Source organism: Agrobacterium sp. 6Ca8 (genome assembly GCF_055382765.1).
In genome coordinates this window covers 2,603,644-2,617,116 of sequence record NZ_AP026433.1, presented here as the reverse complement: position 1 = coordinate 2,617,116, position 13,473 = coordinate 2,603,644, and the positions used below count along the sequence as shown (strand labels likewise).

The 13,473-nt window shown below is 57.0% G+C and carries 15 protein-coding genes; 3 read left to right on the top strand and 12 right to left on the bottom strand.

Annotated elements, in window-relative coordinates; translation table 11 throughout:
* Window positions 1–92: 92 nt before the first annotated feature.
* The 3 genes from ACZ5A6_RS12740 to ACZ5A6_RS12730 all read right to left on the bottom strand — a co-directional run bounded on the left by ACZ5A6_RS12740 (window position 93) and on the right by ACZ5A6_RS12730 (window position 3,129).
* Window positions 93–860: a M48 family metallopeptidase gene (locus tag ACZ5A6_RS12740; protein ID WP_113291804.1), complete on the bottom strand. Its 768-nt coding sequence runs from the start codon at window positions 858–860 to the stop codon at window positions 93–95.
* Window positions 861–928: 68 nt separating this feature from the next.
* Window positions 929–2,161, bottom strand: coding sequence for a polyhydroxyalkanoate depolymerase (locus ACZ5A6_RS12735; protein ID WP_174060575.1), 1,233 nt, complete (start codon window positions 2,159–2,161; stop codon window positions 929–931).
* 125 nt (window positions 2,162–2,286) lie between these two features.
* The gene (locus ACZ5A6_RS12730) at window positions 2,287–3,129 is read right to left on the bottom strand and encodes a fumarylacetoacetate hydrolase family protein (protein WP_019565943.1); all 843 of its coding nucleotides are present in this window, start codon (window positions 3,127–3,129) and stop codon (window positions 2,287–2,289) included.
* A 127-nt stretch (window positions 3,130–3,256) separates the two neighbouring features.
* On the opposite strand from ACZ5A6_RS12730, the gene ACZ5A6_RS12725 reads away from it, so the two are divergent.
* Window positions 3,257–3,859 carry a nitroreductase family protein gene (locus tag ACZ5A6_RS12725; RefSeq protein ID WP_013635180.1) on the top strand — a complete coding sequence of 201 codons (603 nt, stop codon included), beginning with the start codon at window positions 3,257–3,259 and terminating at the stop codon, window positions 3,857–3,859.
* Window positions 3,860–3,962: 103 nt separating this feature from the next.
* Here the strand turns inward: ACZ5A6_RS12725 and gyrB are convergent, their stop codons facing one another.
* The 5 genes from gyrB to ACZ5A6_RS12700 form a co-directional block, all read right to left on the bottom strand.
* Window positions 3,963–6,398 (bottom strand): DNA topoisomerase (ATP-hydrolyzing) subunit B, encoded by a 2,436-nt coding sequence (gyrB, locus tag ACZ5A6_RS12720; RefSeq protein WP_003516345.1) that lies wholly within the window; start codon window positions 6,396–6,398, stop codon window positions 3,963–3,965.
* Between the two features lie 155 nt (window positions 6,399–6,553).
* Window positions 6,554–6,919, bottom strand: coding sequence for a helix-turn-helix domain-containing protein (locus tag ACZ5A6_RS12715; RefSeq protein ID WP_003516346.1), 366 nt, complete (start codon window positions 6,917–6,919; stop codon window positions 6,554–6,556).
* Complete coding sequence (locus ACZ5A6_RS12710; protein WP_013635178.1) at window positions 6,916–7,485, bottom strand: Smr/MutS family protein; 570 nt, start codon at window positions 7,483–7,485, stop codon at window positions 6,916–6,918. Before ACZ5A6_RS12710 ends, ACZ5A6_RS12715 begins: the two co-directional genes overlap by 4 nt.
* Entirely contained in the window at window positions 7,482–8,594 is a 1,113-nt protein-coding gene (gene mltA / locus ACZ5A6_RS12705; protein WP_080799946.1) for a murein transglycosylase A, read from the bottom strand. The genes ACZ5A6_RS12710 and mltA overlap by 4 nt, the downstream gene beginning before the upstream one ends.
* Window positions 8,591–9,289, bottom strand: coding sequence for a Tim44/TimA family putative adaptor protein (locus ACZ5A6_RS12700; RefSeq protein ID WP_003516349.1), 699 nt, complete (start codon window positions 9,287–9,289; stop codon window positions 8,591–8,593). The genes mltA and ACZ5A6_RS12700 overlap by 4 nt, the downstream gene beginning before the upstream one ends.
* A gap of 141 nt (window positions 9,290–9,430) precedes the next feature.
* Between ACZ5A6_RS12700 and ACZ5A6_RS12695 the strand changes: the two genes are divergently transcribed.
* Entirely contained in the window at window positions 9,431–9,988 is a 558-nt protein-coding gene (locus tag ACZ5A6_RS12695; RefSeq protein ID WP_111796796.1) for an FxsA family protein, read from the top strand.
* 99 nt (window positions 9,989–10,087) lie between these two features.
* A complete protein-coding gene (gene secB / locus ACZ5A6_RS12690; protein ID WP_003516359.1) occupies window positions 10,088–10,570 on the top strand; it encodes a protein-export chaperone SecB in 483 nt (160 codons plus the stop codon).
* Between the two features lie 120 nt (window positions 10,571–10,690).
* Here the strand turns inward: secB and dnaQ are convergent, their stop codons facing one another.
* Genes dnaQ through ACZ5A6_RS12670 form a run of 4 tightly spaced genes read right to left on the bottom strand, consistent with a single transcriptional unit; the run spans window position 10,691 to window position 13,445 of the window.
* Complete coding sequence (gene dnaQ, locus ACZ5A6_RS12685; protein ID WP_003516361.1) at window positions 10,691–11,392, bottom strand: DNA polymerase III subunit epsilon; 702 nt, start codon at window positions 11,390–11,392, stop codon at window positions 10,691–10,693.
* On the bottom strand, window positions 11,385–11,993 hold the full coding sequence (gene coaE / locus ACZ5A6_RS12680; protein ID WP_111796795.1) for a dephospho-CoA kinase: 609 nt from the start codon (window positions 11,991–11,993) through the stop codon (window positions 11,385–11,387). Before coaE ends, dnaQ begins: the two co-directional genes overlap by 8 nt.
* Window positions 11,993–12,853 (bottom strand): shikimate dehydrogenase, encoded by an 861-nt coding sequence (locus ACZ5A6_RS12675; protein ID WP_111796794.1) that lies wholly within the window; start codon window positions 12,851–12,853, stop codon window positions 11,993–11,995. The genes coaE and ACZ5A6_RS12675 overlap by 1 nt, the downstream gene beginning before the upstream one ends.
* The gene (locus ACZ5A6_RS12670; protein WP_111796793.1) at window positions 12,846–13,445 is read right to left on the bottom strand and encodes a Maf-like protein; all 600 of its coding nucleotides are present in this window, start codon (window positions 13,443–13,445) and stop codon (window positions 12,846–12,848) included. Before ACZ5A6_RS12670 ends, ACZ5A6_RS12675 begins: the two co-directional genes overlap by 8 nt.
* Window positions 13,446–13,473: the final 28 nt, after the last annotated feature.

Sequence of the window (13,473 nt, the reverse complement as noted above, 5' to 3'; positions counted from 1 at the left end):
TGACACGAAATGCGACAAGAGTCGAGCCAAATCGCACCCGTTTTCCATGGAATGTTTCACGTGAATCCAGATGGCGATGCACGTCTCCACTTTCAATCAAAATCGATGGCGTGGAGTTTAGAGCCGTGACGTTTCAGCCATTCCTTGGCTTCCTGCGTATGCGGGCAGAGTTTTTCGCACAGGGCCCAGAATTTCGGGCCGTGGTTCATTTCCCGCAGATGCGCAACCTCGTGGGCTGCGAGATAATCGATGACCTTTTCCGGAGCCATGACGATACGCCACGAGAAACTCAGATTTCCATCATGGGAACACGAACCCCAGCGGCTGCGGGTGTCCTTCATGCTGATGGATCGCACGGGCTTTCCGGCCGCGCTCGCGTGAACCGCAACAAGCCTCTCCAGATCAGCCTTCGCTTCCTTTTTCAAAAACATGGCCACCCGTCTGCGCAGGTGTTCGGGCGCTCCGCTGACTTTCAAGACCGCCGTGCCGTCCTCGTCTTTGGAGATATGAGTCAGGCCACGCAGGCTGCCAGTGTGATGGATGCGATGGGATACGCCGCGAATATCAACCGACGCACCATGACGCAAACCGTCATCTGGGCTGATTTTCGAAAGCTTGCCTTCAATCCAGCCCTGATGCCTTTCGAGAAAATCATCCACCTGGCCATGGTGAAGCCCCATCGGGATCGTCAGCTTCAGGGCCCGGCCGCCGGGTTCGATGCGCAAGGTGATGCGCGTGGCGCGCGGGTTTTCCTTCACCGTAATGGGCACATGACGGCCAGCCACCTCGACGGTGCGCTGGCTGGGCGCTACCTTTTTCGGCGACGGCGACTTCACGGATTTTCTGAGGAACGAAAACATGGACTGTTCATAGCCGATTCGACACCGGCTTGGCCACGCAAATGCGCGGCATCGCCTGGCTTCCAGCGCTAGACAATCTGGTTCTTGCGGATGAATTCCACCATGCGCGGCACAATCTCCTTGCGGAAACGCGACCCGTTGAAAACGCCGTAGTGACCGACGTCGGGCTGCATGTAGTGCGCACGCTTTTCATCGGGGATGTTCCGGCAAAGATCGTGCGCGGCTTTGGTCTGGCCCACACCGGAAATATCGTCGTTTTCGCCTTCCACGGTGAACAGCGCGACGTTACGAATGGCAGCGGGACCGACCGCCCTGCCCCTATGCTGCATGTTTCCCTTGGGAAGCGCGTGTTCGATGAAGACGGTTTCCACTGTCTGCAGGTAGAACTCCGCCGTCAAATCCATCACGGCCAGATATTCATCGTAAAAATCGCGATGCTTCTCAGCGGAATCGCCGTCGTTCTTGACGAGGTTCAGGTAGAAATCCTTGTGTGCCGTCATGTGCTTGTCGAGGTTCATGGACATGAAGCCGGATAATTGCAGGAAGCCGGGATAGACATTCCGGCCAAAAGCCGGCTGCGGCCACGGTACCTGCATGACGACGTTGTCGCGGAACCATTCGATTGGCTTGGCCGTGGCCAGACCGTTGACGGCTGTGGGATTGATGCGCGTATCGATCGGACCGCCCATCAGCGTCATGGATGCAGGCGCGAAACCGTCACCATCGGCTTCCATCAGGGACACTGCGGCCAGAACCGGAACCGAGGGCTGACAAACAGCGACCACATGGGCGCCGGGCCCGATCTCGCGCAGCATATCGATGACGTAGCTGATGTAATCGTCGAGATCGAATGTCCCTTCGGTGACTGGCACCATGCGGGCATCGATCCAATCGGTGATATAGATATCCGCCGATGGCAGCAGCGCCTCGACCGTTCCCCGCAGCAATGTGGCGTAGTGGCCTGACATAGGCGCCACCAGCAGCACCTTCGGATCTGGTTTGCGGGCCGCATCGAGTTCTTTTTTGAAATGAACGAGATTGCAGAAGGGACGCGACCAGATGATCTCTTCAGTGACGGCAACGGTCCGGTCATCGACGGTGGTAGTCGCCAAACCGAACTCCGGCTTGATGTAACGGCGCGTCAGGCGCTCGAATACCTCAAAGCCTGCATCGAGGCTTCGCCCGAAGGCGGTGCTGGAAAGCGGGTTCAAAGGATTGCTGCATGCCTGGCGCATCATATCGGCACCGGCGCGCAGTGGCGCCATCGCCGCATGGTTCATTTCATAGAGGTGGTAGAACACTGATTACGCCTCCTCGCGGATCAAGCTCTTTTTTTGACCATAGCAGCTTTTCGCAACTGCACAAAATCGAAGGCGCCGGTGGTTTCCCTCCGGCGCCTCAATTTCAGTTGAACGTTTGTTGATAATCAGATGTCGGCAACGAAGGTCTGTTTCTGGGAACCGAGGCCTTCAATGCCGAGTTCAACGACATCGCCGGTCTTGAGGTAACGCGGGGGCTTCTGGCCCATGCCGACGCCCGGAGGCGTGCCGGTGGAAATGACGTCGCCGGGATGCAGAGACATGAACTGGCTGAGATAGGAAACGACATGCGCGACGCCGTAAACCATGGTCTTGCTGGAGCCGTCCTGCATTGTCTGGCCGTTGACCTTCAGCCACATTCCGAGGTTCTGCGGATCGGTGATTTCGTCCTTCGTGACCAGCCAGGGGCCGATCGGACCGAAGGTGTCGCAGGATTTACCCTTGGTCCACTGTCCGGCACGCTCAGTCTGGAACGCGCGCTCAGAAACATCGTGCGAAACGCAATAACCGGCGACGTAGTCGAGAGCATCGGCCTCAGATACATATTTCGCGGTCTTGCCGATAACGACGCCGAGTTCGACTTCCCAGTCGGTCTTCTCAGAACCGCGCGGAATGACAACGTTATCGTTCGGACCGACGATTGCCGAGGTCGCCTTCATGAAAATGACCGGTTCCGGCGGTACGGTCGCACCGGTTTCAGCGGCGTGGTCAGAGAAATTAAGGCCGATGCAGATGAATTTTCCGGTTCCGGCAACACAAGCGCCAATGCGCTCTTCGGAGATCACGGGAAGAGTGCCGAGGTCGATGGCGGCAATCTTCTTCAGGCCTTCCGGAGAAATGGCTTCACCGCCGATGTCTTTGACATGAGCAGACAAATCGCGGACTTTTCCTTCCGCGTCGAGGATCGCAGGTTTTTCCTGGCCAGGCTGGCCAACGCGCATCAATTTCATGGAACTCTCTCCCGGTTGTCAGACAAGGTGATGCATATATGAACGATACATTCATACTTGTCACCCCTTGACTGCTTCGACTTTCGAAAAATACCTTTTCCCTCCCGACAATCAAAAGGACACGCCCGTGACGAACAGCAATTCCCGGCAATCCGAATATCCAGTCGATCCACTCTTCCTCGATCGGTGGTCTCCTCGCGCATTCGATGGAGATGCGATGCCAAACGAGCATCTGCTGACCATTCTCGATGCCGCGCATTGGGCGCCATCGGCATCCAACCAGCAACCGTGGCGGTTTGTCTACGCGCACAAGGATAGCGAGGATTGGCCGCTCTTCGTGGAACTGCTGATGGAAGGAAACCAGCGCTGGGCAAAAAATGCCTCAGTGCTGCTCTTCGTCCTTTCCCGCGACCACAATATTTCACGAGAGGGTGAGAAAAAGCCTTCAGCGACCCATTCCTTCGATGCCGGTGCGGCATGGTTTTCACTTGCCATGCAGGCGCATCTGCTCGGTTACCACGCCCATGGCATGGCAGGCATATTTAAAGACCAGATCGTGGAAAAGCTTGATGTTCCGGATGGATATAAGGTGGAGGCCGCAGTTGCCATCGGCACATTGACCGACAAGGCTGTTCTTCCTGACGATCTGGCAGAACGGGAAGTGCCCAGCAAGCGCCTCCCCCTTTCGGACGTAGCTTTCAAGGGGCGGTTCACCGGCAAGGCTGATTGATATCCTACAACACAGATGACAAAAGGCCCGGCGGAAATTGACCGCCGGGCCTTTCGTTAAAGTTTCGTTTCACGTGAATCGTCACGCGAGACGTCCCACAGGATTAAATGTCGAGATTGGCAACGCTGAGCGCATTTTCCTGAATGAAGTCGCGGCGCGGTTCCACCTCATCGCCCATCAGGCGCGAAAACAGACCATCGGCATCCGTGGCATCGTTGACCTTGACCTGCAGCAGCGAACGTACATTGGCGTCGAGTGTGGTTTCCCACAGCTGCTCGGCGTTCATTTCACCGAGACCCTTGTAACGCTGCATGGAAAGACCCTTGCGGCCGGCGGCGAAAATAGCATCCAGAAGCGCACGCGGTCCGGCCAGTTCCATAGTGCCGTCCTTGCGTTGCAGAACCGGCGGAGTGACGTAAATATCGCGCGTGCGGGCCGCGAGCTGATCGATATGACGGGCATCGACCGAACCGATCAGGCCCATATCGAGCGTCGAGATTTCCTTGACACCGCGTACCATGCGCTCGAAGCGCAAGCCGCCATCTTCCAGCACCATGCCGGACCAGCCGCGTTCGGTTTCTTCCGCGATCATGTCCAGACGCCGGGCCACTTCGGCGACGGTTTCCTGGGCACGGGCAGCATCGGCCGAAAGCTCGGGGTTCAGGGCGCCGGCAATGGCGGCCTGTTCCACGATGGAGCGACTGTAGCGGGAATGCAGACCGTCGATCAGCGTGCGCATGCGCACCGCATCGAGAATGACCTCACGAAGGTCAGCGCCGATGCGTACTTCGCCGGAGCCGAGCGTCAGCGACGTATCCTCGATGCCCATTGAGATCAGATATTCTTCCAGCGCCTTCTCATCCTTGAGGTACTGCACGGATTTGCCGCGCGTCACCTTATAAAGCGGCGGCTGGGCGATATAGAGATGGCCACGCTCGATCAGTTCCGGCATCTGGCGGAAGAAGAAGGTCAACAGCAGGGTACGAATGTGGGCGCCGTCGACGTCGGCATCCGTCATGATGATGATCTTGTGGTAGCGCAGCTTGTCAGCGTTGAATTCGTCCTTGCCGATCGACGTGCCGAGCGCGGTGATCAGCGTGCCGATTTCCTGGCTGGACAGCATCTTGTCGAAACGGGCGCGCTCAACGTTCAGGATCTTACCACGTAGTGGCAGGATGGCCTGCGTTTCGCGCGAGCGGCCCTGCTTGGCCGAACCGCCTGCGGAGTCACCCTCGACGAGGAAGAGTTCGGATTTCGCCGGATCGCGTTCGGAACAATCGGCGAGCTTGCCGGGCAGAGAGGCGATATCGAGCGCACCCTTGCGGCGCGTCAGTTCGCGCGCCTTGCGAGCGGCTTCACGGGCAATGGCCGCTTCCACCACCTTGCCGACAAGGATCTTGGCGTCGGACGGATGTTCCTCGAGCCAGGTGGACAGGGCCTCATTGACGAGACTTTCCACGACAGGGCGCACTTCAGACGAAACGAGCTTGTCCTTCGTCTGCGAAGAAAACTTGGGGTCGGGAACCTTGACGGAAAGAATTGCCGTCAGTCCTTCTCGGCAGTCCTCACCCTGCAAGCTGACCTTTTCCCTTTTCATGATGCCGGAAGTCTCGGCATAGGATGTCATCTGACGCGTAAGCGCCGCGCGGAAGCCAGCCATATGGGTGCCGCCGTCGCGCTGGGGAATGTTGTTGGTGAAGCAGAGCACATTTTCATGGTAGCTGTCGTTCCACCAGAGCGCGACCTCAACCGTGATGCCGTCCTTTTCGCCATGAATGGCCACCGGCTTGTCCACCAGCGGTTTCTTGGCCCGGTCGAGATAACGCACGAAGGCTTCAAGACCGCCATCGTAGAGCAACTCTTCCTGCTTGATATCAGAATGACGCTTGTCGGTGAGCACGATACGAACACCGGAATTCAAAAACGCCAGTTCGCGCAGGCGATGCTCCAGCGTACCAAAATCATAATCCGTCATGGTGAAGGTGTCGGGGCTCGCCAGGAAGGTGACTTCCGTACCGGAGCGGCCTTCATATTCGCCAATGACGGAGAGCGGAGCATCGGCAACCCCATGGGTGAAGCCGATTTCGTGCAGCTTGCCATTGCGGCGGATTCTGAGCTTCAGCCAAACCGAGAGCGCATTTACGACCGAAACGCCCACGCCATGCAGACCGCCGGAAACCTTGTAGGAGTTCTGGTCGAATTTTCCGCCCGCATGAAGCTGGGTCATGATGACTTCCGCGGCGGAAACGCCTTCGGAAGAATGGATATCAGTCGGAATGCCGCGTCCGTTGTCCGTTACCGTCACCGAACCATCGGCGTTGAGCGTCACCGTCACCAGATCGGCATGACCCGCAAGCGCCTCGTCGATGGCGTTGTCGACCACCTCGTAGACCATGTGATGCAGACCGGAGCCGTCATCGGTATCGCCGATATACATGCCGGGCCGTTTGCGCACAGCATCAAGACCCTTCAGGACCTTGATCGAATCGGCTCCGTATTCAGTGTTGGCGCCGACTTCGCTTGACGATGTTTCGGTCATAAGTACTCTTTCCAAAATTTCCTGGCCAAGTTTTCAGTGAGAAGGCCTGAAGCCCGCGAATCACTCAAATCCGACATACGACTATAGAAATTCTACACTCAATCCCAAAGGCCACATGCCTCAGAACGCTGCATAAAGCAGGGGATAGAGGGGTTTCAATCGCAAGAACGGCTTTTTTGTAGCACCGCTGACAGTTCCTCTATCACACTCAGCGGCAGCTTGCGAATATCCCGCGCCAGCCGATTGGCAAAAGCCGTATATTGCGGCGGCAGACCGACCGTGTCGATCGCCACCTTGGGGTCGGAGGAGCCGGCGAGAAAGAACAATTCCTCCGCCTCATCCCAGATGATGTTGAAATATCCGGCGATGCGCTGGAGGAGATCGAAGCTCGGTTTGCCGCGTTTGCCGTGCTCCAGTGCCGAGAGATAAGCGGGGGAAACGCCGATTGCCGCTGCCATCTCCTTCTGAGTCACGCCCTTGCGCTCACGAAGCAGCCGCACGGCTTCTGCAAAGGGCGTCATGATTTTTCACCCTTGCGGCGCGCCAAACGGACATAGAGAGCGCCATCGCCGCCGTGATTGGCGGATGCATCCTCATAGGATGAAATCAAGTAACGATATTCCGGTTTGGCGAACCACATGGGCACGGCCCTTTTCAGCGCACCATCGCTGCCGATGGAGCGACCCTTGCCGGTGATGACGAGCACGTGCCGGAGGCCCCGTTCGTGCGCCCGCAATAGAAAGTCGAGCAGAACCGCATGGGCTTCGCTCTGAAACATGCCATGCAGATCGATACGGCCTTCCAGCGGCAACCGCCCGCGCGTCAACTTGCGCTTAACCGGCTTTTCCATCGGTTGATGAATTTTTGGCTTCTTGTCCGGCGTAAAGGGCGAAACGTCCACCGGCTCCGCGAGCATCCTTGGGAAGACGGCGTTTGCCGTTTGCGGGACGACAGGTTCCGCCGCGGCTTCCTCGATATCGTCGAAAGCCAGCAAATCCTCCAGCCTGCCGGAGATGGGTCTGGCTGTTCTTGCGACCTTACCCCACAGAATGCGTTCTTCCTTGCCAAGCTTTCGACTGCCCTTCATCGCCGATACCTTTTCGCAGCAACATGCGGCAAAAGCATATAGAAATCGGCGTCGTTGCGCACCGTGCCTGCAAGTTCCCCGGCTTCGAAACCCGAGCCGGTGAAAATGTCGCCGCGTGCCGGGCCAACGATGGCCGAGCCAGTATCGAGCGCCAGCATTAACCGCGCGAAGGGCTTGCCATTATCCAGGTGGGTCAATGACGGCGCATGGATAAAGAAGGGAAAACCGAAGGTGTGGATGAGCCTGTCCACCGCAAGCGCCCGCCCGGCGACCAGCGGCACCTTGGCGGCGGCGATCGGTCCCATATCCAGGCCGGCAACATCAGCCTCCCGGAAAAAAATATAGGAGCGATTATGCCATAGCACCCCATCCACCTCGTCCGGATGGTCGGCGAGCCATTTGCGAATTGTCTGCATCGAGATCGTTTTCGGATCCAGTTCCCCACGATCCAGAAGCAACCGGCCGATCGGCGAGAACGGATGCCCGGCCTTGGCGGCATAGGTGATGCGTTTCACCTCTCCATCAGGAAACAGAAGACGGGCAGCACCCTGAACGTGGACGAAAAACAGATCGACCTTCGATCTCGCCCAGGCAATCTCAAGCCCCCTGCCCTGCAGATATCCTTCGTCGATCGCGCGGCGATCGGGAAAATAGGAAATGCCGTCCTCGCCCTCTCTGCCAAAAGCATAGGACGGATCAAAACCGCTCGGGCGATTTTCGTCATCGATATCCACCAGCTCCGGTGGGCGGCGGTAGACCGGATACTTCCAGACATCGTCGCGGACTGACGATACCTCAAGCTCCGGTTCATAAAAGGCAGTTACAAAACCGCGTTTTCCGCCGGGTGGTGAAATTTTGAAAGGTACACAATTCGTCTCGAAAAACCGGCGGGCCTGCTGGGGGCTATCCGCTTGTTCCTCATCGGCCAGTTCCAGAAGCGAGGCCAGTTCGCCGGCGGTGAGACCCAGCGCGCCGGTCCTGTAGGGTTTTGAATTCCGAAGATGTGACAGGATCGTCCGCATCGCCGGAAACAGCTTACGCGGATCGTCGTCCTGCCATCCCGGCAGATCACCGAAAGAAACTTCTTCGAACGAAAAGGGCGTGTTCATTGCTCGGATTCAGTGGCGATCAGCTTCCAGTTGGGATCGCGCGAGCGGACATCACGCGAGAAGGTCCAGATGTCGTCCACTTCCGCAACCGCATCGGGATCGCCGTCCACCAGCTTGCCATCCTTGTCATAGGTGGCCGAAATCAGCTGGCTGACTATTCTGAGCGTGATCTGCTCTTCGGAATCGCGGATACCGGCCTGGGTTATATCGGCCTTCTCTATTCCCACGAAAGTGGACTTGACCACCTCGCCGCGACTTTCCCGCTCGGAAATGGCCGCCTCGAACCCGTCGAAAACTTCCTTCGACAGAAGGTTCTTCAGCGTCTTGCGGTCACCATCGGCAAAACCCATGACGATCATCTCATAGGCCATGCGGGCGCCGTTCAGGAATTCCTTGGGGCGGAAGGTCGGGTCCTTGGTCATCAGCTCGCGCAGGGATGTATTCAAGGCAGTATCGACGGGTGCCAGAGCATCCGCCTCGGCAAAGCGGTTTTCGTCCTCCGCCTCAGAGCGTTTGGGCAGGGTCACGACCTTGTTATCGTCCGTGACGGGGCCTTTCGCGACATCGCGCGGCGTGTAAGGGTCGAATGGCGGCTTCTCATTGCCGGTTCGGCGACCAAGAACGCTGCGCAGCTGAAGAAAGATCAGCACCGCTGCAACGAGAAAAAACAATGTGATAAAGTCGCTAAAGCCCATCTTTTACCAAAACCGCCATTTAAATTCAAAAACCTGAACATCATATAGTCTGCATCTTATCATCATTCAAATGTGCAGATTCAATCATCGGTGTTCTCGGGAACCGGCAATCTGCCAGAGATGCACACGCAAGGCTAGAAGATGCGTTTTTCCTTTCTCCCCATTGTCATCCTGATGATGCCAATCCTGGAAATTGCCGGTTTCATCATCGTCGGCAAGACAATCGGTCTGTGGCTGACATTGGCGCTCGTCCTGTTCACGTCGTTTCTGGGGTTGCTGATCCTGCGGCTCGGCGGCATCGGCATGGTGAGAAATCTTCAGGCCGCAGGGCGCACCGGCGCCCAGCCTGCCGATGAGCTGGTCAATGGCGCCATGCGCGTCGTGGCGGGCATCCTGCTGTTCATCCCGGGTTTCATCACCGATATACTCGGTCTCCTGCTTCTGTCGAAAACGGTGAGACGTTTTTTCTGGAAGATCCTCGGACCTCGCGTCGTCGTGGCCGGTTCTTTTCGCCAGTCGGGTCAACCCGGCGGCCATACCGGCCCGCAACCCGGTGACTTTTCCGGGTTCAGCAATGGTCAGGGAAATAAGGGTAGCTCCAAGGTCGTGGACCTCGACGAAGAGGAGTTTCACCGCGAAGGGCCCAAGGATTCTCCCTGGTCCCAAAAGCCGGATGATCGCAACCTGCCCAAACCCTGAAGCACGGCAAAGGGTTAGAGAGGCGAGAGCACGAGGGTTGTAAGGCTCAAGTCGAAATGATAGACCGCCTTCCACGAAATCACGCCGCGAGGAAACGTAATGACCGCTGAAAATGGCGCACAGGGCGCAGTTAGTCCTTCCCTCAACATTCTTACCCAGTACATCAAGGATCTTTCTTTCGAAAATCCGGGTGCTCCTCGTTCGCTTCAGGCTCGTGACAATGCGCCGTCGATCAACATCAATGTCAATGTCAACGCAAACCCGATTTCGGGTTCGGATTTCGACGTTGTGCTGACGCTGAATGCCGAAGCCAAGGATGGCGACAAGGTTCTGTTTGCAGCCGAGCTGGTTTATGGCGGCGTGTTCCGCATTGCCGGTTTCCCGCAGGAACATATGCTGCCGGTGCTGTTCATTGAGTGCCCGCGCCTGCTGTTCCCCTTCGCACGCCAGATCATCGCCGATGTCACCCGCAATGGTGGCTTCCCGCCGCTGATGATCGATCCGATCGATTTCGCGCAGATGTTTTCGCAGCGCGTTGCCGAGGAACAGGCCAGAGCCAAGGTTCAGGCCGTACCGAACTGAATTGTACGCGACGCCGCTCTTTTTAGAGTTCAGAAAAAACAAAACCCGGGTTCATCGCCCGGGTTTTTTATTTGACGGTTCTCGTCATTTTTCAACGGCGCATCTAAGCGCCAGGCGCACTTAATTCTGGTAACGGTTCCAGATCGCCTTGTCGCCCATACCGAGAACGAGCTTGCCGTGCGCCGCGATGGTCTCCGCATCCAGTCTTGATGGTAGAGGATGCGGCCTTTGCAACGGCTCATTCGGGACATCATCATCCTCGATAGTGACCGCTTGCTGTTTGGAGCCGGAACCGAAACCGAGCGCTGTCTGGCGCCCACCAATCATTTCTATGTAGACTTCGGCGAGCAGTTCGGAGTCGAGAAGCGCGCCGTGTTTGGTGCGGTGGGAGTTGTCGATCCCGTAACGCCGGCAAAGTGCGTCGAGGGAATTCGGACCCATCGGGTGCTTGCGGCGTGCAAGCGAAAGCGTATCCGTCACCAATTCAGATGAGACCGGCGCAATGCCGAGGCGGGCAAATTCCGCATTGATGAAACCCATGTCGAATGTCGCATTATGCGCCACCCAGCGGGCACCTTCAAAAAACTCGCGGATTTCGTCGACGACTTCGGCGAATTTCGGCTTGTCTTTCAGGAAGTCGTCGGTGATGCCGTGCACCGCAAGCGCGTCCGGGTGAACCTTGCGATCTTCCGGGTTGATATAAATATGCAATGTGCGGCCGGTCGGAAAATGGTTGTTGAGCTCGATTCCGCCGATTTCGATCACGCGGTCCAGTTTCGATTCAAGGCCTGTGGTTTCCGTATCGAAAATGATCTCACGCATTTTTCTCTCCGTTGCCCGAACCGGCACTTAGTCTCTGCAGAATTTCTCTTACCTGATCCCGTGCAGCTTCGACACCATTTCCGCTATCGATGATAAAATCGGCCCGCCGGCGCTTTTCGGCATCGGGCATTTGCCGGGCCAATATCATTTCGAATTTCTCTTCCGTCATGCCGGGACGGGACAAAACCCGCTGGCGCTGTATTTCCGGCGCGCAACTAACAACGACTATTTTATCGACCCTCGTTTCCGCGCCGGTTTCAAACAGCAGCGGGATATCGAGAACGGCGAAATTTTGACTTTCCTCTCTCGCCTTACGGAGAAAAGCTTCCTGTCTTTCACGAACAAGCGGATGGACGATTGCTTCCAGCTTGCTAAAATTAGCCGGATTCTCCCTGAGGATGTTACCGAGTTCAAGACGGTCGACCCTGCCGGAAATGGTCGTGCCCGGAAAGGCGGCTTCGATCATCGGCACGGCATCTGCAGAATAGAGGTCGTGCACAACCGCATCAGAATCGAGAACCGGTATCCCTTCCGCGGCAAACAGTTTCGCCGTGGTCGTTTTTCCCATTCCGATCGAGCCGGTGAGACCGATGACGATCATCAATGTTTCTCCATATCCTCAATGATGAGGGAACGAAGAGTGTCATCAACTTCCGGCGTTTTGCCGAACCATTTTTTAAAGCCGGGTTTTGCCTGATGAAGAAGCATGCCAAGCCCATCGACCGTCGCAATACCCTGCGTCTGCGCCATCTGGAGGATGGGGGTTCTCAACGGCACATAGACGATATCGGTTACAACAGCACTTGCAGCGAGCGGCGAAAAATCAATCTCGGGCGCTTCCGTTCCGTCCATACCCAGCGATGTCGTGTTCACAAACAACCCGGCGTCCTGCATGACTTCATGAAGCGCGCCCTGAGGATGAGAAAAAACCCGTGCACCGAAACGGTCGGCCATTTCACGGGCACGTTCGACCGTGCGGTTCAGGACATGGATTTCGGCAATACCGCGGTCCCGCAGCGACTGAACGACGGCCCTGCTTGCACCGCCGGCTCCGAACACGACCGCCCGGTCGGTTTTCTCCCATCCGGGATGGCGCTCATCGAGATTGGAAACGAAGCCATAGCCATCCGTGTTGGTGGCATGCAGCCTGCCCTCTTCCATCCAGACGGTATTGGCTGCACCCAGTTCCTCCGCCAGCTCGTCGGGACTATCCGCCAACTTAAAGGCCGCTTCCTTGTGCGGAATGGTGACATTGCCACCCACCGCTACACCAGGACCCTGTTCCTTTAGTGCCGTGATGAAATCGGGGAAGTAACCGGGGGCAACCTCAATGGCCTTATAGGAGCCGGGTATCCCGAATTTCTTCAGCCAGTAGGAATGGATGATCGGCGAGCGCGAGTGCTTGATCGGATAACCGACAACGAAGGCATTTATAGTTAATGTTTCACGTGAATCAGCCATCGATGACATCCATGTCGCGCAGTTTCATTAAGAGAGGCAGAAGCGGCAGGCCAAGAATGGTGAAATAATCCCCCTCTATCGAAGTAAATAGCTGGATTCCTTCGCCCTCGAGCTGATAGGCACCGACACTGCTCAAGGCCTTTTCACCCACGCGTTGCAGGTGGCGGGAGACGAATTCGGCGCTCAAAGTTCGCACCGAAAGTTCGGCACTGGAGATCGTCTGCCATACGACATCACCGTCGCGAGCAAGAACGGCTGCACTGTTCAGGCGATGAACCTTGCCGGATAATGAGAGCAGATGTGCTTCGGCTTCGGCCATGGTTTTTGGCTTGTGGTACACCCGGGCACCGAGCGCCATCGTCTGGTCGCATCCAAGAACGAGTGCTTGCGGATGCAGGGCACTTACCGCAAGCGCCTTGGCCCTCGCCAGTTCCAACGCAACCTCTTCCGGCTTTGCGCCATTTTTTTCCAGCTGCTCGTCGAGCGCGCGCTCGTCAATATCCGCCGGGATCGCCGAAAATGTCAGCCCCGCATTGCGCATCAACATCTGACGGGATGCGCTGGACGAGGCGAGGATCAACTCTTGTTTCATTGACTATCTGCTCCGAATGGTGCGATCC